17 protein-coding genes are annotated in these 17,764 nt (G+C 70.8%); 11 read left to right on the top strand and 6 right to left on the bottom strand.

Annotation, left to right across the window (positions count from 1 at the left end; all coding sequences use genetic code 11):
- Window positions 1-2: 2 nt before the first annotated feature.
- Window positions 3-1,388: an HWE histidine kinase domain-containing protein gene (locus JMJ56_RS17835; RefSeq protein WP_328702414.1), complete on the bottom strand. Its 1,386-nt coding sequence runs from the start codon at window positions 1,386-1,388 to the stop codon at window positions 3-5.
- Between the two features lie 178 nt (window positions 1,389-1,566).
- Here JMJ56_RS17835 and JMJ56_RS17840 point away from each other — a divergent pair, with 178 nt between their 5' ends.
- On the top strand, window positions 1,567-2,589 hold the full coding sequence (locus tag JMJ56_RS17840; protein WP_202833122.1) for a chemotaxis protein CheB: 1,023 nt from the start codon (window positions 1,567-1,569) through the stop codon (window positions 2,587-2,589).
- An 83-nt stretch (window positions 2,590-2,672) separates the two neighbouring features.
- Here the strand turns inward: JMJ56_RS17840 and JMJ56_RS17845 are convergent, their stop codons facing one another.
- Together JMJ56_RS17845 and JMJ56_RS17850 are read right to left on the bottom strand one after the other, a co-directional pair.
- Window positions 2,673-4,922, bottom strand: a complete 2,250-nt coding sequence (locus tag JMJ56_RS17845) for a CheR family methyltransferase (protein WP_236037904.1) — start codon at window positions 4,920-4,922, stop codon at window positions 2,673-2,675.
- A 226-nt stretch (window positions 4,923-5,148) separates the two neighbouring features.
- Window positions 5,149-5,844 carry a winged helix-turn-helix transcriptional regulator gene (locus tag JMJ56_RS17850; protein WP_202833124.1) on the bottom strand — a complete coding sequence of 232 codons (696 nt, stop codon included), beginning with the start codon at window positions 5,842-5,844 and terminating at the stop codon, window positions 5,149-5,151.
- A 56-nt stretch (window positions 5,845-5,900) separates the two neighbouring features.
- On the opposite strand from JMJ56_RS17850, the gene JMJ56_RS17855 reads away from it, so the two are divergent.
- From JMJ56_RS17855 to JMJ56_RS17875, 5 genes are all read left to right on the top strand, one after another.
- Window positions 5,901-6,335 (top strand): VOC family protein, encoded by a 435-nt coding sequence (locus tag JMJ56_RS17855; RefSeq protein WP_202833125.1) that lies wholly within the window; start codon window positions 5,901-5,903, stop codon window positions 6,333-6,335.
- A 67-nt stretch (window positions 6,336-6,402) separates the two neighbouring features.
- Window positions 6,403-6,795 carry a hypothetical protein gene (locus JMJ56_RS17860; protein ID WP_202833126.1) on the top strand — a complete coding sequence of 131 codons (393 nt, stop codon included), beginning with the start codon at window positions 6,403-6,405 and terminating at the stop codon, window positions 6,793-6,795.
- A gap of 51 nt (window positions 6,796-6,846) precedes the next feature.
- Window positions 6,847-8,013: an ATP phosphoribosyltransferase regulatory subunit gene (locus JMJ56_RS17865; RefSeq protein ID WP_202833127.1), complete on the top strand. Its 1,167-nt coding sequence runs from the start codon at window positions 6,847-6,849 to the stop codon at window positions 8,011-8,013.
- The gene (locus tag JMJ56_RS17870) at window positions 8,013-9,302 is read left to right on the top strand and encodes an adenylosuccinate synthase (protein ID WP_202833128.1); all 1,290 of its coding nucleotides are present in this window, start codon (window positions 8,013-8,015) and stop codon (window positions 9,300-9,302) included. Before JMJ56_RS17865 ends, JMJ56_RS17870 begins: the two co-directional genes overlap by 1 nt.
- 1 nt (window position 9,303) lies before the next feature.
- Window positions 9,304-9,594, top strand: a complete 291-nt coding sequence (locus JMJ56_RS17875) for a contact-dependent growth inhibition system immunity protein (protein ID WP_202833129.1) — start codon at window positions 9,304-9,306, stop codon at window positions 9,592-9,594.
- On the opposite strand, the gene JMJ56_RS17880 is transcribed toward JMJ56_RS17875, so the two are convergent.
- Window positions 9,591-10,613 (bottom strand): lipase family protein, encoded by a 1,023-nt coding sequence (locus tag JMJ56_RS17880; protein ID WP_202833130.1) that lies wholly within the window; start codon window positions 10,611-10,613, stop codon window positions 9,591-9,593. The two genes, JMJ56_RS17875 and JMJ56_RS17880, sit on opposite strands and share 4 nt — an antisense overlap.
- 207 nt (window positions 10,614-10,820) lie before the next feature.
- The gene (locus tag JMJ56_RS17885) at window positions 10,821-12,446 is read right to left on the bottom strand and encodes a peptide chain release factor 3 (RefSeq protein ID WP_202833227.1); all 1,626 of its coding nucleotides are present in this window, start codon (window positions 12,444-12,446) and stop codon (window positions 10,821-10,823) included.
- Window positions 12,447-12,573: 127 nt separating this feature from the next.
- On the opposite strand from JMJ56_RS17885, the gene JMJ56_RS17890 reads away from it, so the two are divergent.
- The 5 genes from JMJ56_RS17890 to cofC are packed head-to-tail and all read left to right on the top strand — an operon-like array spanning window position 12,574 to window position 16,745.
- Entirely contained in the window at window positions 12,574-13,428 is an 855-nt protein-coding gene (locus JMJ56_RS17890) for a TIGR03620 family F420-dependent LLM class oxidoreductase (RefSeq protein ID WP_202833131.1), read from the top strand.
- A 13-nt stretch (window positions 13,429-13,441) separates the two neighbouring features.
- Entirely contained in the window at window positions 13,442-14,446 is a 1,005-nt protein-coding gene (gene fgd / locus JMJ56_RS17895; RefSeq protein WP_202833132.1) for a glucose-6-phosphate dehydrogenase (coenzyme-F420), read from the top strand.
- A 3-nt stretch (window positions 14,447-14,449) separates the two neighbouring features.
- The gene (gene cofE / locus JMJ56_RS17900) at window positions 14,450-15,187 is read left to right on the top strand and encodes a coenzyme F420-0:L-glutamate ligase (protein ID WP_328702415.1); all 738 of its coding nucleotides are present in this window, start codon (window positions 14,450-14,452) and stop codon (window positions 15,185-15,187) included.
- Complete coding sequence (gene cofD / locus JMJ56_RS17905; RefSeq protein ID WP_202833133.1) at window positions 15,184-16,092, top strand: 2-phospho-L-lactate transferase; 909 nt, start codon at window positions 15,184-15,186, stop codon at window positions 16,090-16,092. The genes cofE and cofD overlap by 4 nt, the downstream gene beginning before the upstream one ends.
- Window positions 16,089-16,745, top strand: coding sequence for a 2-phospho-L-lactate guanylyltransferase (cofC, locus tag JMJ56_RS17910; RefSeq protein WP_202833134.1), 657 nt, complete (start codon window positions 16,089-16,091; stop codon window positions 16,743-16,745). Before cofD ends, cofC begins: the two co-directional genes overlap by 4 nt.
- A 6-nt stretch (window positions 16,746-16,751) precedes the next feature.
- On the opposite strand, the gene JMJ56_RS17915 is transcribed toward cofC, so the two are convergent.
- On the bottom strand, window positions 16,752-17,738 hold the full coding sequence (locus tag JMJ56_RS17915) for a Bug family tripartite tricarboxylate transporter substrate binding protein (RefSeq protein WP_202833135.1): 987 nt from the start codon (window positions 17,736-17,738) through the stop codon (window positions 16,752-16,754).
- Between the last annotated feature and the right edge of the window lie 26 nt (window positions 17,739-17,764).

Raw genomic sequence — 17,764 nt, forward strand, 5'->3', positions numbered from 1 at the left:
GCTCAGAGCGAGACGAGTCGGGGGGCGAAGGGCAGGCGGATCATGCACTCGACCCCGGCGGGTGCGAAGTCGAGCTGGACCGCGGCATCGAACTCGCGGGACAGCCCGCGCTCGATGAGCCTGGTGCCGAACCCGCGACTGACCGGCACCTGGACCGGCGGCCCGCCCCGTTCATTCCAGTGGACCTCGAGCTGCGGCTTCGCATTTGTGGTCCGGTCGATATGCCAGCCGACCTCGACGCGGCCGCCCGGTGCCGAGAGCGCGCCGTACTTGGCTGCATTCGTCGCCAACTCGTGGAAGGCGAGGTTGAGGGTGACCACCGCCGTCGGCGTCAGCCGCACCGGGGGGCCCTGCAGCGACACCCGGTCCTGCCCGACCTTCGTGGCATAGGGTGCCAGGGTCTGCCGGACGATGTCGCGCAGCGAGGCACCCTCCCAGGAGTTACGGGTCAGCAGGTCGTGCGAGCGGGCGAGCGCGGCCAGCCGCGCCAGCAGCGCGTCCTGGAAATCGGCCGGCGTCGGCGCGTAGCGCCGGCTCTGGATCGTCACCGACTGCACCACGGCCAGCGTGTTCTTGACCCTGTGGTCGAGCTCCCGCAGCAGCACCAGGCGCCGTTCCTCCTCCCGCCGCGGCTCCGTGCGGTCGCGCATGATCTTGAGGAAGCCCCGGCTCTTGCCGTCCGGCCCGGCGGCGAGCGGCACCATGATCCCGCTGGCCCAGAAGCGGGTGCCGTCCTTGCGCCGGTGCCAGCGCTCGTCATCGGCGCGCCCGGCATCCAGCGCCCGGCACATCTCCTGCTCGGGCTCCCGCCTTTCGAGATCCTCGGGGAGCCACATGGCCTCCAGACGGTGGCCTAGGACCTCCGCCTCGGTGAAGCCGAGCAGCCGCTCGGCACCGGGATTCCAGGCGGAGATGCGCCCTTCGTCGTCGAGGGTCAGGATCGCCGTATCCGTCGCACCCTCGAAGATCAGGCGCAGCCGCTGCTCCTGCACGCGCAGTGTCGCCAGCGCCTGCTCCAGTTCCGCCGTCCGCCTGGTGACATGGTCCTCCAGGCTCTCGTTCAGGTGGGTCAGCGCGGCATTGCTCTCTTCCAGCTCATCGGCCGTCGCGCGCAACTCCTCCAACGCGACCTGCAATTCCTCCTCGGTGACGGTTTCCCTGGGGCCGGGAGCCGGGTGCCGGGTCATGGCGGCCTCCAGGCCACGCCGCATATCCCTCATAACGGCCTCATGCCGCGAGGCCCGACGCCGTTCCTCGGCGAGGGCCGCCTCGGCCTGATGGAGCTTCAGGGCAAGCTGATCGCGGTCCCGGGCGATTGCAGCGACCTCATCCTGCGCGTCTTCGAGCGCCAGCCGGACATCTTCCGTGTCATCATCGGAACGAGGCACGTTGCGTTGCAACCTTGCTGCGGCTGCAAGCCCTTTGACTGGTCGACAACTAGACATGCAACCCTCCGCCTTGACCCTCAACGATCAAAACGCGACGAACGTTCACGGGAGACGGCAAATATCAACGGACGGCCTGCCCGAGGCGTTGGCATGATCGTGTGCGGAAGGGGACAACGCGTTGGGACATGACATCATCGTCGTCGGCGCCTCGGCGGGCGGGGTGGAGGCACTGCAACGGCTCTCCGCCGGCCTGTCGCCGGAACTGCCCGCGGCGGTACTCATCGTGCAGCATGTCTCGCCCCGAGCCCGGAGCGTCCTGCCGGAGTTGCTGGCCCGCGCGGGCCCGATGCCGGTGGCGCATGCGCTGGATGGGGAGCCGATCCTCCCAGGCCGGGCCTATGTCGCGCCGCCCGACCACCACCTGCTGGTCGCGCCGGGCGGGCAGCACCTCCTGCTGCGGCGGGGGCCGCTCGAGAACCGGACCCGCCCGGCGGTGGACGCGCTGTTCCGCTCCGCGGCCGTAACCTGCGGCCCGCGCGTGATCGGCGTGGTGCTGACCGGGACGCTGGATGACGGCACCGCCGGGCTGGTGGCGGTGAAGCGATGCGGCGGGATCAGCGTGGTGCAGGACCCCGCCGATGCGGTCTGGCCGGACATGCCGCGCAACGCCTTGAATGGCGACAGCCCGGACCATAGCGCGCCGATGGCGCTGATGGTTCCGTTGCTCGACCGGCTGGCGCGAAGCCCGGCAGGCCCGGCTATCCCGATCCCGTTGGATTTGCAGATCGAAGCCCGGATTGCCCGGCAGGAGCTCGCCGCCATGGGACAGGATTTGGTCGGATTACCATCGCAGATCAGCTGCCCGGATTGCGGCGGGGTGCTGAACGAGGTGCGGGAGGAAAAGCTCATCCGCTTCCGATGCCAGATCGGCCATGCCTATGGCGCGGAGAGCCTGGCGGCGGCGCAGGCCGACGGGCTGGAGAACGCCATGGCCGTCGCGGCCCGCACCCATCGCGACCGCCTCGTGCTGTTCCGCCGTATGGAGACGAGCGCCGCGGAGCGCGGCATGACCTATTCCGCCGCCCGCTGGCATCAGGCCGCCCTGGAGGCCGAACGATCGGCCGATCTGATCGCCGACGCCATCAAAACCATGCGCATCGGCAACCTGCCAGCCGGACCGCCGGGCGATTCCATCGTCTGAGGCGGAACCGCCGATGGCCCGGAGCGTGCGACGAAGCAGCGCGCCAAAGTCTGGTCCGCGGTCCGGTGACCGCGGACCAGGGGTTAGCTGGCCTCGAGCAGCCGCTGCCGCTCAGTCGTGTCGTGCACGATCGCGAGCAGCATCGGCGGCTCCTCCTCGGCGAAGTATTGCAGGCAGATCTCCGCCGGATAGGTCCGGCCCCCGGTGGCGCTCAACACGGTCTCGAACACCACCTCCTGCTTCTCCTCGGCCAGCAACGGCGCGACCAGGGTGCGGAAGGCCTCGGCTGGCACGCCGGGCATGAGGTCGGTGATCGGCAGTTGCTGGAGCTGCGTGAGGGAATAGCCGAGCTTCTTCTCGGCGCCGCGGTTGACCAGGGTGAAACGGAAACTGTCCGGGTCCAGGAAATAGACCTCGTTCAGCGACTGGCCGACGATCCGCCCGAGCTGGCGTACGTAGTCCTCGTGGCGCGCCGCTTCCGTCACATCCTCCATGAACAGCACCAGGCCACCGGGCGTCTGGCCCTCGCGGAGCAGCGGCAAGATGCGGACGCGGATGCGGATCTGCCGGCCGCGGCGGTCGAGCGCGCTCAGCTCCGTGCCGTGCTGCGGCAGTTCGGCCGCCAGCACGCGGTGCAGGTCCCGGCGCAGTTGCAGCACGGGCAGGCCGATGTCGAGGATGAGGAATTCCTGGCCGGCGACCTCGTCGGCGCGCAGCCCCCAGGCATTCTCGCTCCAGCGGTTCCAGGACAGCACCCGGAGCTCGCGGTCGAGGACCACCACGCCCGCGGCCATGCTGCGCAGCACCGCATCGGCATAGCGGCGGAACTCGCCAGCTTCCTCGGACTGGCGCCGCAGCTCCTCGTTCGCGACCTCCAGCTCCTCGTTGATGGAGCGGAGTTCCTCGTTCATGGTCTCCAGCTCCTCGTTGGCGCTTTGCAATTCCTCGTTGGTGGTCTCCAACTCCTCGCGGGTGGACTGCAGCTCCTCGTTGGTGGTCTCCAGCTCCTCGTTCGAGGATTGCAGCTCCTCGATATGGGTCTCGAGCCCTTCCTGCACCGCTTGCAGCTCCCGCCCGAGCAGGTAGGCGCGCGTGCTGTCGGTGAAGGCGAGCAGGGTCGAGAATGGTCGCCCGTCCTGGCCGAAGATCGGCGTCACATCGATGCTGAGCCGCATCGGCTCGCCCGCAGCGCGGTGGAACTCCTGGTGCTCGAGGCGCACGGTCCGGCCGAGGGAATGCGCCTCCTCGATGCGGCCGCGCAGCTCGGCCGGGCGGTAGGAGACGCTCAGGTCCTGGAAGGGCCGGCCGACATCGGCCTCGCCTACCTCCAGCATCCGCTTCGCCGCGGGGTTGGCGAAGGAAAGCCGACCATCCAGGTCGACCGCAAGATAGGCGATGTCCACGCCATCGATGATCGCCTCCTGCAACCGCGCCCGGCGGGAGGGCGTGGCGCCGGTGGAAGCGGTGGGCACGAAGCCGAGGCTGCCGCCGGGAGTGCGCGTCCAGTCCTGCATGACCTTGCGGAAGACGCGGTGCTTGAGATCCACCGCCTCGAACAGGCGGGAGCGGGCGAGTTGCGTCTCGGCCTTCCCCAGGCAGAGAAAGGCGCCGTCCCGCAATGCGTAGTGGAGGCGCGGCAGCACCAGGTCCTGCGTCTCCGTCTCCAGGTAGATCAGCAGGTTGCGGCAGAGGATCAGGTCCGCATGGCCGATCGGCGCATCATGGATGATGTTGTGCCGGCCGAAGATCACGCAGCGGCGCAGATCGCGGCGGACGACGTAGCGGTCCCCGCTGACGTCGAAATACCGCTCCAGCAGGCCGGGCGGCACGGTCTCGACCTCGGCTGCGGTGTAGCTGGCATGACGGGCGCTCTGCAGCGCCTCCTCGTCGAGGTCCGTGGCGTAGATCTTCGCCGTCTGGAACAGCGCTTCCGCGCCGCCCATCGCCTCGGCGAAGAGCATGGCGAGGCTGTAGGGCTCCTGTCCGGTGGCGCAGCCGGCGCTCCAGATTCGGATCGTTTGCCCGCCGGCCCGGTGCCGCTCGACGATGCGCGGCACGATCTCCCGGCGCAGCGCCTCCCAGGCCTCCGCATCGCGGAAGAAGGAGGTGACGTTGATCAGCACCGTATCGAGCAGCACCGCGAATTCCTGCGGATGCGCCTCCAGCAGGGCGTTGTAGGCGGCGAAGCTTTCGGCACGCACCTCCTCCATCCGCCGGATGATGCGCCGGCGGAGGCTGGCCTTCTTGTAGCCGCGGAAATCCACCCCGCGATGGGCCTGGATGAAGGCGATCAGCTTGTCGAATTCGGGCTCCGCGCCCTCGGTTCCGGTCATCATCGATCCAGCTTGTGCCACCTGCTGCATAGCAGGAAGGCGACGCGCAGGGCAGGCGCGATCGCCGGATTGCCGCGCCCGCCGCGAGGCCTGCTCCACCTGCCGGACCTGCGCCCGGTCGGGTTCCGGCGCGGCGGAGCGGTGCCCGCATGGCATTCGAGACGGGGCCGCGCCATCGGCTGGGCCCGGAGAGCGGCGTCGCCGGAGGAGGCCGGCCGCGCGCAGGCTATCCCTGCTGCGCCCCGGCCTTCTCCGGCAGCGGGAAGAAGGTGAGGAAGCGCGCCGCCAGCGCCCGGTCGCCCTCGACCCGCAGCGCCCCGGCCGCCTCCAGCGCCGCGAGGGGCTCGCCGCCATAGATCGCGGCGGCGATGACCGCCGGCGCCCCGTCGAAGACCAGCTCGGCCCCTTCGACCGGCCCGGCGGCGATGGCGATCCGGCCGCCGTCCAGCCGCGCCAGATAGCGCTCATGGCCCAGCCGGAAGCCGACCCGCGCGCTGAGCCCCCCGGCCCGCCCCGCATCCAGCATGGTGCGGAGCGAGAGCAGCAGCGAGGCGGCGCTGAAGGGCAGGCTCGGGTCGTGGTGCGGCGAGCGCGCAGCCCAGCGGCCGAGCGCCTGGAAGATCGGCTCGCTCTCCAGCCCCCATTCGGTCAGCGCATAGACCTGGGCCGAGGCCGGGGGCGGCAGGCGGCGCCGCGCCACCACCCCGGCGGCTTCCAGCCCGGCCAAGCGCTGGGTCAGCACATTGGCGCTGATGCCGGGCAGGCTGGCGCGCAGCTCGCCGAAGCGCCGGGGACCGAACATCAGCTCCCGCATCACCAGCAGTGCCCAGCGCTCGCCGACGAGGTCGAGGGCATGGGCGGCGGCGCAGGCATCTTCGTACCAGCGGCGCGGCTCAGGGTTAGTTATTTTTTCTGACTTCATGGTTGCAAAATATAACTGTCCGGGCGAGGCTGGCCAAGCCCCAGGAGGAAAACGCCATGCCGAAGCTGATCTTCGTGAACCTGCCCGTGACCGACCTGACGCGTTCCATTGCCTTCTACGAGGCCGTAGGCGCGACGCTGGACCGCCGCTTCACCGATGAGACCGCCGCCTGCATGGTCTTCTCCGAGACCATCCACGCCATGCTGCTGACCCATGACAAGTACCGGCAGTTCACCGCCAAGCCGATCGCCGATGCCCATGCCTCGAGCGCCGCGCTGATCTGCCTTTCCGCCGAGAGCCGCGCCGAGGTGGATGCCATGGCCGAGCGGGCGGGTGATGCCGGCGGCGCCAGGGACCCGTGCAAGGTGCAGGATTACGGCTTCATGTATGGCCGCAGCTTCGAGGATCCGGACGGCCATCACTGGGAGATCATGTGGATGGACCTTGAGGCGGCGAAGGCCGCGATGGGGCAGGGGCAGGTGGCATCCTGAGGGGACGGCTCGACCTCACGGCGCTTCGGCGCTCCACTGCGGGCGGGAACCCCACGGAGCCTGCCCGATGCGCTTCAATCATGTCGCCAACCGGCTGAACCCGGAGCATTTCGAGACGGTGGTCGCGCTCTTCACCGCACGGCTCGGCTTCGCCGTGCTGCGGCGGACGGAGCGCGCCATCTGGCTGCGCCAGCCGGGGGCGAACATCGACCTGCAATTCAGCCGCAGCGACGCGCCCGGGCGGGATGTGGACAAGCTTCGCTCCCAGGTCTCCTTCCTCAGCGAGACGCCGCGGGAGGCGCTGGAGGCGCTGGCCGCCTGGCTGGCGGGGAAGGGGGTGGAGGCGCGGGTCGGCGCCTATTCGCCGCGGGAGTTCTACCTCGACGCCCCGGCGGCCTTCGTCGACTTCGTCATCGAGGCCATGCGGCCGGAACTGGCCGACTACCCGCTGGACGAATAGGGGCGTGAGCCCCTTGCATCGCCACCGGGCGCCTGCCACACCCGCGCCCGCATGACCGACGACCTGCCCAACCCCGCGCTGCTGCCCGCCGGGCTGATGGACCTCCTCCCCCCCGAGGCGGAGCGGGAGGCGGCGCTCGTCGAGACGCTGATGGCCGCCTTCGCCGGCCATGGCTATGAGCGGGTGAAGCCGCCGCTGCTGGAATTCGAGGACAGCCTGCTGGCCGGCTCCGGTGCCGCCGTCGCCGAGCAGACCTTCCGGCTGATGGACCCGGTCAGCCAGCGGATGATGGGGCTCCGCGCCGACACCACCCCGCAGGTCGCCCGCATCGCCGCCACCCGGCTCGGCCTGCAGGCCCGCCCGCTCCGCCTCTGCTATGCCGGCCAGGTGCTGCGCGTGCGCGGCACCCAACTCGCGCCCGAGCGGCAGCTGCCCCAGGCGGGCATCGAGCTGATCGGCAGCGACGCGGCGGAGGCGGATGCCGAGGTGGCGCTGGTTGCCGCCGAGGCGCTGGCGCGGGCCGGCGTCGCCGCCGTCTCGCTCGACATCACCCTGCCCACCATGGCGCCGGCCCTGCTGGAGGCGGCCGGGGTGCCGCCTGCGCTCAGCCAGCGGCTGGCCCGGGCGCTCGACCGCAAGGACGCCGCCGCGGCGACGGAGCTGGCCGAGCAGGCCGGACCGCTTGCCGCCGCGCTGCCGGTGCTGCTGGCCGCCGCCGGGCCGGCCGACGGGGCGCTGGAGGCGCTGGCGGGGGCCGACCTGCCGCCCGCGGCGCGCGCCATCGCCGACAATGCGGCGGCCGTCATCGCCGCCATCCGGGCCCGCGCGCCCGATCTCCGCATCACTCTCGACCCGGTGGAGTTCCGCGGCTTCCGCTACCATGTGGGCGTCGCCTTCACCCTCTACGGGCCGGGCGCCACGGGCGAGCTGGCGCGGGGCGGCCGCTACGTCTCGGCCAATGACGAGCCGGCGACGGGGATGAGCCTCTACCCCGATGCCGTGCTGCGCGCTGCCCGGCCGGCAACCGCGCGGCCGCGCATCTTCCTCCCCCTCGGCACCCCGCCCGCCGCGGCCGCGGCCTTGCGGGACGGGGGCTTCGCCACGGTCGCCGCCCTGGCGCCGGGCGACAGCCCTGCCGCGCTGCGCTGCACGCATGTCCTGCGCGACGGCGAGGCCCAGCCCTTCAGCGCCATGCCTTTCAGCAAGGACGATGTGTGATGGCCAATGTCGCGGTGATCGGCGCTCAGTGGGGCGACGAGGGCAAGGGCAAGGTGGTGGACTGGCTGGCGAGCCGGGCCGACATCGTCGTGCGCTTCCAGGGCGGGCACAATGCGGGCCACACCCTCGTCATCGGCGAGCAGGTCTACAAGCTCTCGCTGCTGCCCTCGGGCGTGGTGCGCGGCAAGCTCGGCATCATCGGCAATGGCGTGGTGCTCGACCCGGATGCGCTGCTCGCGGAGATCGACCGCGTGACCGCGCAGGGGCTGTCGGTGACGCCGGAGAACCTCCGCATCGCCGAGAACACGCCGCTGATCCTGCCGCTGCACCCGGCGCTCGACAAGGCGCGCGAGGCAGCGCGCGGCGAGGACAAGATCGGCACCACGGGGAGGGGGATTGGCCCGGCCTATGAGGACAAGGTCGGCCGCCGCTCCATCCGCCTGTGTGATCTGGCGGAGCCGGCGACGCTCTCGGCCAAGCTCGACGAGCTGCTGCTGCACCACAACAGCCTGCTGCGCGGCCTCGGCGCCCAGACCTTCGAGAAGCAGGCGCTGCTGGATGGGCTGCTGGCGCTGGCGCCGCGGCTGCTGCCCTTCTCCGAGGCGGTGTGGGAGCGGCTGGACGCCTCCCGCCACAACGGCCAGCGCGTGCTGTTCGAAGGCGCCCAGGCGGTGATGCTCGACGTCGACCACGGCACCTACCCCTACGTGACCAGCAGCAACACCGTCGCCGGCAATGCGGCGGCAGGCGCGGGCATCGGGCCGGATGCGATCGGCATGGTCCTCGGCATCGCCAAGGCCTACACGACGCGCGTGGGCAGCGGCCCCTTCCCGACCGAGCTGCAGGACGAGATCGGCCGTGGCCTCGGCGAGCGCGGCCGCGAGTTCGGCACGGTGACCGGCCGCCCCCGCCGCTGCGGCTGGTTCGACGCCTGCATGGTGCGCCAGGCGGTGAAGACAGGCGGCATCCAGGGCCTCGCGCTCACCAAGCTCGACGTGCTGGACGGGCTTACGGAGTTGAGGATCTGCACCGGCTACACGATCGGCGGCGAGCACTATCGGCGCCTGCCGGCCGCTGCCGGTGCGCAGGCCGCAGCGCAGCCGGTCTATGAGGTGCTGGAGGGCTGGACCAGCTCTACCCGCGGCGCCCGCTCCTATGCCGACCTTCCGGCTGCGGCGGTGAAGTATGTCCGCCGCATCGAGGAGCTGGTCGAGGCGCCGGTGGTGCTGCTCAGCACCAGCCCGGACCGCGACGACACGATCACGCTGCGCGACCCCTTCGCGGGGTAGCATGTCGGCGCTCTACCCGCGCCTTGCCGGCTTCATCCAGGCCTGGTTCCACCAGGATTGCGATCTGGACGGCGACGATGCGGAGATCATGGGAACGGTGCGGCGGGCGACGGCGGCGGCGGAGCGGACGGCGCTCGCCGCCGAGCTTCGCCGCTTCCTCGCCGACCATCCCGGCAGCCTCGCTGATGCCGCCTTCCTGCGGCACTTGGAACCAGATATCGACCCTTCGGCCAACGGCCAGTCCACGGCCGGTTGGTTGAGGGAGATCCTGCGGCTGCTGGAGCAGCCTTAGATCAGGTTCAGGTCCCGCCCGATCGCGGCCAGGTCGTCGCGGACCCCGGTGAAGACGTCGTTCGCCTCCGCCTGCACATCCTGCCGCCAGCCATCGATCAGCGACCGGAAGACCTGCGGGTCGCCGCCGTCGCTGTCGTAGATGCTGCGCAGCGCGAGCAGCTGCGGGTCGGTCGTGCCCGTCTCCGGCACGATCAGCTCCGGCTCGGGCGAGGCAGCGGCGGCCGTCACGCTGCTCGCATAGAGCTCCGGCGCGTGCTGTGCCGTATCGAGCCGGGCGAGGCCGGCAATGCCCGCCTGCGGCGAGAGGTCAGCGGTCTTTCCCGGCAGCAGCATGATGTCGCCGCGGTTCTCGTAGTTCACCGTGAGGCTGTTGATGGCCGCCAGCGCCTGGGCTTCGGTGAGGCCGGGAAGTTCCTCCGCCGCCTTGTCGGCGGCGAGGTTCGCCAGCGCCGGGTCGGACCTCAACACCTCGCCGATCTCCGCCCGGTGCGCACCGAGCGCGACCGCCGGGTCATCGGCGACGACGAAATTGGTGATGCGTGCATCCACGCCCGGCGGCAGGAGGGCGCCCGGCGAGCCGAAGGTGACGGCATCATAGGTCACGCCCGCCTGCTCGGGGTGCGCGGCCATGAATTGCTGCGCCAGCGACCCGCCGAGGCTGTGCCCCGTCACCACGATCTGGTCGTAGCGGCCGCTCGCCGCCGCCTGGTCCACCGCCTGGATCAACGTGGTGAAGTCCGTGTAATCCGCGTTGATGTTCTGCAGGTCGTTGAAGCTGTCCTGCTGGTCGTCGCTGCCGCGGAAGGCGATGACGAGGCTTTCCTGGCCATCCACCGCGCCCTCAGCCAGCAGCGCGGCCGAGTTGTCGCTCTGGTAGAGGCCCCCCACGAAGCTCTGCCCGGCGCCGAGGGTGAGGGGAAGGGTGGCCGGGCTGAAGCCCGCCGGCAGCGTGACCGGGGTGTTGGAATAGGCGTTGAGCGAAAGCTGCGCGAGCGCAGCGTCAGTCGCTGTCGTCACTGGGTCTCTCCTAGGTTGTGGCCACCCGTATGACGGGGGCGAAGGGCCCGCCGATGGCGAGGCCCCGCCGGCTTACCCGGGGGCGTGCCCGGTGCGGCTTTCTGGAGAGAGAACACGCGGCCCTTGCTCAAGGTTCCGCGCGATTGCGCTGGTGGCAATTGCTCCGGGCGGCTGTTCAACCGAGCCGGTTACCTTCCGAGATCCATCTTAACGCTTCGCCATTTCCAGCCCGTGTTGCTCGCGCACGGCGTGGAAGCGCAGCATCGGCCATTCCTCCTCCGCCCGCTTGCGCCGCCAGTCGGAGCCGAAGAAGGCGACCAGTGCGCCGTCATGGTCCTCGCCAGCATCGCGGCGGTTGGTAGCGGCGAAACGGTCGAGCGCGGCGCGGTCATCTCCCGTCACCCAGCGCATCATCTGCCACATCGTGTCGTCGAAGCCGGCCGGGACGCCATATTCGACCTTGAGACGGCTCTGCAGCACATCGAGCTGAAGCTGCCCAACCACGCCGACGACAGGGTTCGAGCCGTCGAGCGGGCGGAAGAGCTGCACCACGCCTTCCTCGGCCAGCTGGGAGAGCGCCGTCTTCAGCTTCTTCGCCAGCATTGGGTCTTCGAGCCGGACATGACGCAGGATCTCAGGCGCGAAGCTCGGCACGCCCCGGAAGTTGATCGCCTCGCCCTCGGTCAGCGTGTCGCCGATGCGCAGGGTGCCGTGATTGGCCACCCCCACGACATCGCCCGGCCAGGCCTCCTCGGCCACCTGCCGGTCCTTGGCGAAGAAGAACAATGGCGCGTTGACCGGCACCTGCTTGCCGGTGCGGACCTGCTTCAGCCGCATCCCCTTCACCAGCCGCCCGGAGCAGAGCCGGACGAAGGCGACGCGGTCGCGGTGGTTCGGGTCCATGTTGGCCTGGACCTTGAAGACGAAGCCGGTAAGCGCCGGCTCGCCCGGGTCTACGGGCCGTGCATCGGCGCTGCGGCTCTGCGGCGGCGGGGCGTAGCGGGCGAGGCCGTCCAGCAGGTGGCCGATGCCGAAGTCGCGCAGCGCGCTGCCGAAGAAGACCGGGGTGAGGGTGCCCTGGCGGAAGGCCTCCAGGTCGAACTCCGGGCAGGCCGCCTCGGCCAGCCCGACCTCCTCGGCCAGTGCCGCCGCCCGCTCGGGCCCGACCAGCCCGGCCAGTTTCGGATCATCCGGACCCGAGAGCGAAACGGCCGAGCGGTCATCCGCATCGACGGGGAGGAAGTGCCGCGCCAGCATGTCCCAGGTGCCGGCGAACTCGCTCGCCCGGCCGACCGGCCAGGCGACCGGGGCGGCGTCCAGCGCCAGCGTCTTCTCGATCTCGTCGATCAGCTCGAAGGGGTCGCGCGCCTCGCGGTCCATCTTGTTGACGAAGGTGATGATCGGAATGTCGCGCAGGCGACAGACCTCGAAGAGCTTGCGGGTCTGCGCCTCGATGCCCTTGGCGGCGTCCAGCACCATCACCGCGGCGTCGACGGCGGTCAGCGTGCGGTAGGTGTCCTCGGAGAAGTCCTCGTGGCCCGGCGTGTCCAGCAGGTTGAAGATCAGCCCGCCGCGCTCGAAGGTCATCACCGAGGTCGCGACCGAGATGCCGCGATCCTGCTCGATCTTCATCCAATCGGACCGGGTGCGGCGCGCATTGCCCTTGGCCCGCACCGCGCCGGCGAGCTGGATGGCGCCGCCGCGCAGCAGCAGCTTCTCGGTCAGCGTCGTCTTGCCGGCGTCGGGGTGGGCGATGATGGCGAAGGTGCGCCGCCGCCCCGCCTCGGCCGAAACCTGGTTCGGTGCCGTGGCGGAGAGGTCGGCCGGGGTCATTGCGTCCACGGGCGCGTCTCTGTCTGTATGAGGTTCACCCTTGATCTAGGCGCCCCAGCGCCCAAAGACCAGGGCCGGTGGACAGCAGGCGGCCCCGGCGCAATGCTGGCCGACGGAGGGCATGGTGATGGAATTGGGACGCCTCGGGGTCTGGTACCCCGCCGACCGGCTGGACGGGCCGGGCCTCGCCGCCCTCGCCCGCCGGGTGGAAGAGCTGGGCTACGGCACGCTCTGGTACCCGGAGGCGCGGGGCTACGAGTCCCTCACCCTCGCCGCCCACCTCCTCGCGTCCACCACGCGGCTGAAGGTCGGCAGCTCCATCGCCAACATCTATGCGCGGGACCCGTTTACCGCCCGCCGCGGCATGGCGACGCTGAACGCCTTCCATGGCGGCCGCTTCGTCCTCGGCCTCGGCGTCAGCCACATCCCGATGGTGGAGGGGCTGCGCGGCCACCGCTACGACAAGCCGGTGCCCGCCATGCGCGGCTATCTCGACGGCATCCAGGCCGATACCGGCGAGGACTGGCCCATCCTCCTCGCCGCCCTCGGGCCGAAGATGCTGGAGCTAGCGGCGAAGCGCACTCACGGCGCCGTGCCCTACAACGTGACGCCGGAGCACACCCGCATCGCCGCCGGCATCCTCGGCCCGGGCAAGGTGCTGGCCGTCGAGCAGAAGGTCTGCCTCGAAACCGATCTCGCCAAGGCCCGCGCCATGGGCCGGGCCGAGCTCGCGCACTACATGACCCTGCCGAATTACGTGAACAACTGGCTGCGCATCGGCTTCACCGAGGACGACCTGAAGGATGGCGGCAGCGACCGCTTCATCGACGGCATGGTCGTCTCCGGCGACGCCGCGGCGGTGAAGGCGAAGCTCGCCGAGCACTTCGCGGCCGGGGCGACGCATCTCTGCATCCAGCCGGTGCATGCCAAGGGCGACATCGCCGCGCGCGACGCCATGCTGGCCGCGCTGGCCGACCTGTGAAGGACACACACCGATGCTGACGCTCGGCTACAAGGCCTCGGCCGAACAATTCGCGCCGGCGAAGCTGCTGGAATTCGGCATCATGGCCGAGGAATGCGGCTTCGATTCCTGCTTCATCTCCGACCACTTCCAGCCCTGGAAGCACACCGACGGCCATGCGCCGAACTCGCTGGTCTGGCTCGGCGCGCTCGGCGCCCGGACGCAGCGGCTGGTGATGGGCACCTCCGTGCTGACGCCGACCTTCCGCTACCACCCCTCGATCGTGGCGCAGGCCTTCGGCACGCTCGGCTCGATGTATCCCGGCCGCGTCATCCTCGGCATCGGCACGGGGGAGGGGCTGAACGAGGTGCCCTCCACCGGCGCGCCCTGGCCCGAGTTCAAGGAGCGCTTCGCCCGCATGCGCGAGGCGGTGCAGCTGATGCGGAAGCTCTGGTCGGAGGAGCGCGTCACCTTCGAAGGCCAGTACTACAAGACCGACAAGGCGACGATCTACGACCGGCCTGAGCAGATGGTGCCGATCTACGTCGCCGCCGCCGGCGCGCTCGTCGCCAAATATGCCGGCCGCGGCGGCGACGGCTTCATCTGCACCTCGGGCAAGAAGCGGGAACTCTACACCGAGACGCTGCTGCCCAACCTCGCCGCCGGGCTCGAGGCGGCAGGGGCCCCGAAGCCCGACTACGACCGCATGATCGAGGTGAAGGTCTCCTTTGATACCGACAAGCAGCGCGCGCTGGAGGATACCCGCCACTGGGCTGCGCTGGCCCTCTCGCCCGAGGAGAAGATGTCGGTCGAGGACCCGGCCGAGATGGAGCGCCTGGCCGATGCCCTGCCGCTGGAGCGCGCCGCCAGCCGCTGGATCGTCTCCGACGACGCCGAGGAGCATGTCGAGCGCATCGGCGAGTACGTCGCGCTCGGCTTCAACCACCTCGTCTTCCACGCGCCGGGGCCGGACCAGGCGCGCTTCCTCAAGCTCTATGGGGAGCAGGTGCTGCCCCTGCTCCGCCGCCGCTTCGGCTGAACCGTGCAACGGCTGGAACTGCAGGCGCTTCCCGGCCTGCCGATGGTGCGGGCCGGCGACGACCTCGCCGCGCTGGTCGAGGCCGGGCTTGCCCGCGCCGGGCTCGCGTTGCGCGGCGATGACGTGCTGGTGCTGGCGCAGAAGATCGTCAGCAAGGCGGAGGGGCGCAGCGTGGCGCTCGCCTCCGTCACCCCATCGGCCGAGGCACAGGCGCTGGCCGGGCGCGTGCAGAAGGACCCGCGCTTCGTCGAGCTGGTGCTGTCGGAGAGCCAGCGCGTCGTCCGCGCACGGCCGAACCTGCTGATCGTGCAGCACCGGCTCGGCTTCGTCATGGCGAATGCCGGCATCGACCAGTCCAATCTCGGCGAGGAGGGCCATGCGCTGCTGCTGCCGCGCGACCCGGACGGCACCGCCGCCGCGCTGGCCGCGCGCCTCGGCTGCCCCGTCGTCATCACCGACAGCTTCGGCCGCGCCTGGCGCCGTGGCACGGTGGGCGTCGCCATCGGCGCTGCCGGCCTGCCCGCGCTCTGGGACCTGCGCGGACGGCCGGACCTGTTCGGCCGCGCCTTGCAGGTCAGCATCAGCGGCTTCGCCGACGAGATCGCCGCCGCCGCCTCCCTGCTGCAGGGCCAGGGCGCCGAGGCGCAGCCCGCGGTGCTGGTCCGCGGCCTCGCCTGGGACGCGCCGCCCAACCCCGCCGCAGAGCTGCTGCGGCCCGAGGCAGAGGATCTGTTCCGATGATCGTCGCCCTCTCGGGCGGCATCGGCGGCGCCAAGCTGGCGCTCGGCCTCAGCCATGTCCTGCCGCTTTCGGAGCTGTTGATTGTCGCCAACACGGGCGACGACTTCGAGCATCTCGGCCTCAGCATCTCGCCCGACATCGACACGCTGACCTATGCGCTGGCCGGGCTCGACAATCAGGAGCTCGGATGGGGCCGCCGCGACGAGACCTGGTCCTTCATGGAGACGCTGGGGAGCATCGGCGGCGAGACCTGGTTCCGCCTCGGCGACCGCGACCTCGCGCTCCATGTCGAGCGCACGCGCCGCCTCCGCGCCGGCGAGACGCTCAGCGCCATCACCGCCGGCATCGCCCGCCGCCTCGGCATCGGGCCGCGCATCCTGCCCATGAGCGACGACCCGGTGCGCACCCGCCTCCGGAGCGACGCGGGTTGGCTCGACTTCCAGCACTGGTTCGTCCGCGACCAGACGCGGCCGCCGGTGCATGCCATCGACTTCGCCGGCGCCGCCGAGGCCCGGCCCAACCCGCTGTTGCTGGAGGCGCTGCGGTCGCGCCCACGCGCCGTGGTGATCTGCCCCTCCAACCCATTCATCAGCATCGAGCCGATCCTCGCCGTCCCCGGCCTCCGCGCCGCCATCGCGGCCTGCGGCGCCCCGGTCGTCGCCGTCTCTCCGATCATCGCCGGGCAGGCGGTGAAGGGGCCAACGGCGCGCATGTTCGAACAGACGGGGATGGTGCCGAGCGCCGCCGCCGTCGCCGCCCGCTATGCCGGGCTGCTGACGCATTACGTCATGGAGCCGGAAGATGACGCGGCGGGCATCGAGGCGCAGGTCATCCGCGCACCGACGCTGATGCGGAGCCTCAAGGACAAGATCGCCCTCGCTCGGGTGGTGCTGAGCGCGGCATGATCTGGGCCATCCTCCCGGTGAAGGAACTGGAGGGCGCGAAGCAGCGCCTCTCCCCGGCGCTGACGCCGGCGCTGCGCGTGGCACTGATGCAGGTGATGATCGGCGAGGTGCTGGCGGCGCTGACGGCGGCACGGGGCCTCGCCGGTGTCGCGCTGGTGACGCTCGACCCCTGGGCCACCGACCTCGCCCGCCGCAGCGGCGCCCGCGTGCTGACCGAGGGCGCGCGCAACGGCCATACCGGCAGCGTCACCGCCGCCGCGCGGCTGCTGGCCGCCGAGGGCGCGCAGGGCATCCTCACCCTGCCCGGCGACATCCCCGCCGTGACGCCCGCCGAGATCGAGGCGGTGCTCGCTGTTCATGGCGAGGCGCCGGCCTTCACCATCGCGCCCGCGCATGACGAGCTGGGCTCGAATGCCGTGGCGATGTCGCCGCCGCTCGCCGTGCCGCTGCGCTTCGGCGAGGACAGCTACGTCCCGCACCTCGCCGCGGCCCGCGCCCAGGGTATCGAGCCGCGCATCGTCCCGCTGCCGGGCATCGGGATGGATATCGACCATCCCGCCGACCTCGTCAGCTTCGCCCGCCTGCCCGAAGCGAGGGGCACGCGGACGCTGGCCTTCCTACGCGAGTGCGGCCTCACTCCCCCCACGCGGTAGCGCGCTTTACTCCATAGTCGCGCCGGACTCCTCGACCAGCTTCTGCCAGACCTTCTCCTGCGCGCGCATGTACTCGCCATAGGCGGCCGGCGTCTCGTCGGCGACGGGGGTGAAGCCGATCGGCTCCATCTTGCCGCGGAAGGCGTCGCTCTTCACCACCTGGGTCAGCGCCCGGTGCAGGGTGGCGATGCGGTCGGCCGGCGTGCCCGCCGTGGCATTAATGGCGTACCAGCTTTGCATGTCGATGTTGGCGCCCGGCAGCAGCTCCTTCATCGACGGCACGTCGCGCAGCTCCGGCACATAGGTAATGCGCTCGGCGCTGCCGACGGCGAGCGGGCGGAAGGCGCCCTCGCGGATATTGGCGATCGCCGCCGGGATCACGTCGAACATCATGTCGATGTTGCCCGCCAGCAGGTCCTGGAAGGCCGGCCCGCCGCCGCGATAGGGAACGTGGGTGATGTCGACGCCCGCCGCGCGCTTCACCGATTCGATGGTGAGATGGCTGACGGTGCCGGTGCCGGAGGAGCCCATGGTGAGCTTGCCCGGGTCCTTCTTCGCCGCCGCCATCAGCTCCTGGAAGCTCTTGTAGGGGCTGCGGCCGTTGACGATCAGCACCACCGTGCCCGTCGTCACCCGCGTGACCGGCGCCAGGTCGCGCATCGGGTCGAGCGGCATGGAGCGGCGGAAGAGGAATTTGTTGGCGCAGAGGATGTTCGCCGAGCCGAGCAGCAGCGAGTAGCCGTCCTTCTCCGACTTGGCCACCACATCGGCGCCGAGGTTGCCGCCGGCGCCGCCACGGTTGTCGACGACTACGTTCTGGCCGAGCACCGGCTGCAGCTGCTCGGCCAGCAGCCGCCCGGTGAGGTCCACCGCCCCGCCCGGGGCGAATGGCACGACGATGCGGAGGGCGCGGTCCGGAAAGCCCTGGGCGCGGGCAGCGAGAGCGGGCAGGCTGAGGGCGGCGGCCGTCAGCAGCAGGCGACGATGGGGCATCGGTTTCTCCGGTAGGGGGTTACGCC

The organism is Belnapia arida, from assembly GCF_016773205.1.
Classification (GTDB): domain Bacteria; phylum Pseudomonadota; class Alphaproteobacteria; order Acetobacterales; family Acetobacteraceae; genus Belnapia; species Belnapia arida.

Bases quoted from the DNA above. Each gene is read 5' to 3' on its own strand.
- JMJ56_RS17845 (WP_236037904.1), bottom strand. From the start codon at position 4,922: ATGACCGGAACCGAGGGCGCGGAGCCCGAATTCGACAAGCTGATCGCC.
- JMJ56_RS17850 (WP_202833124.1), bottom strand. From the start codon at position 5,844: ATGAAGTCAGAAAAAATAACTAACCCTGAGCCGCGCCGCTGGTACGAA.
- JMJ56_RS17855 (WP_202833125.1), top strand. From the start codon at position 5,901: ATGCCGAAGCTGATCTTCGTGAACCTGCCCGTGACCGACCTGACGCGT.
- JMJ56_RS17860 (WP_202833126.1), top strand. From the start codon at position 6,403: ATGCGCTTCAATCATGTCGCCAACCGGCTGAACCCGGAGCATTTCGAG.
- JMJ56_RS17865 (WP_202833127.1), top strand. From the start codon at position 6,847: ATGACCGACGACCTGCCCAACCCCGCGCTGCTGCCCGCCGGGCTGATG.
- JMJ56_RS17870 (WP_202833128.1), top strand. From the start codon at position 8,013: ATGGCCAATGTCGCGGTGATCGGCGCTCAGTGGGGCGACGAGGGCAAG.
- JMJ56_RS17875 (WP_202833129.1), top strand. From the start codon at position 9,304: ATGTCGGCGCTCTACCCGCGCCTTGCCGGCTTCATCCAGGCCTGGTTC.
- JMJ56_RS17885 (WP_202833227.1), bottom strand. From the start codon at position 12,446: ATGACCCCGGCCGACCTCTCCGCCACGGCACCGAACCAGGTTTCGGCC.
- JMJ56_RS17890 (WP_202833131.1), top strand. From the start codon at position 12,574: ATGGAATTGGGACGCCTCGGGGTCTGGTACCCCGCCGACCGGCTGGAC.
- fgd (WP_202833132.1), top strand. From the start codon at position 13,442: ATGCTGACGCTCGGCTACAAGGCCTCGGCCGAACAATTCGCGCCGGCG.
- cofD (WP_202833133.1), top strand. From the start codon at position 15,184: ATGATCGTCGCCCTCTCGGGCGGCATCGGCGGCGCCAAGCTGGCGCTC.
- cofC (WP_202833134.1), top strand. From the start codon at position 16,089: ATGATCTGGGCCATCCTCCCGGTGAAGGAACTGGAGGGCGCGAAGCAG.
- JMJ56_RS17915 (WP_202833135.1), bottom strand. From the start codon at position 17,738: ATGCCCCATCGTCGCCTGCTGCTGACGGCCGCCGCCCTCAGCCTGCCC.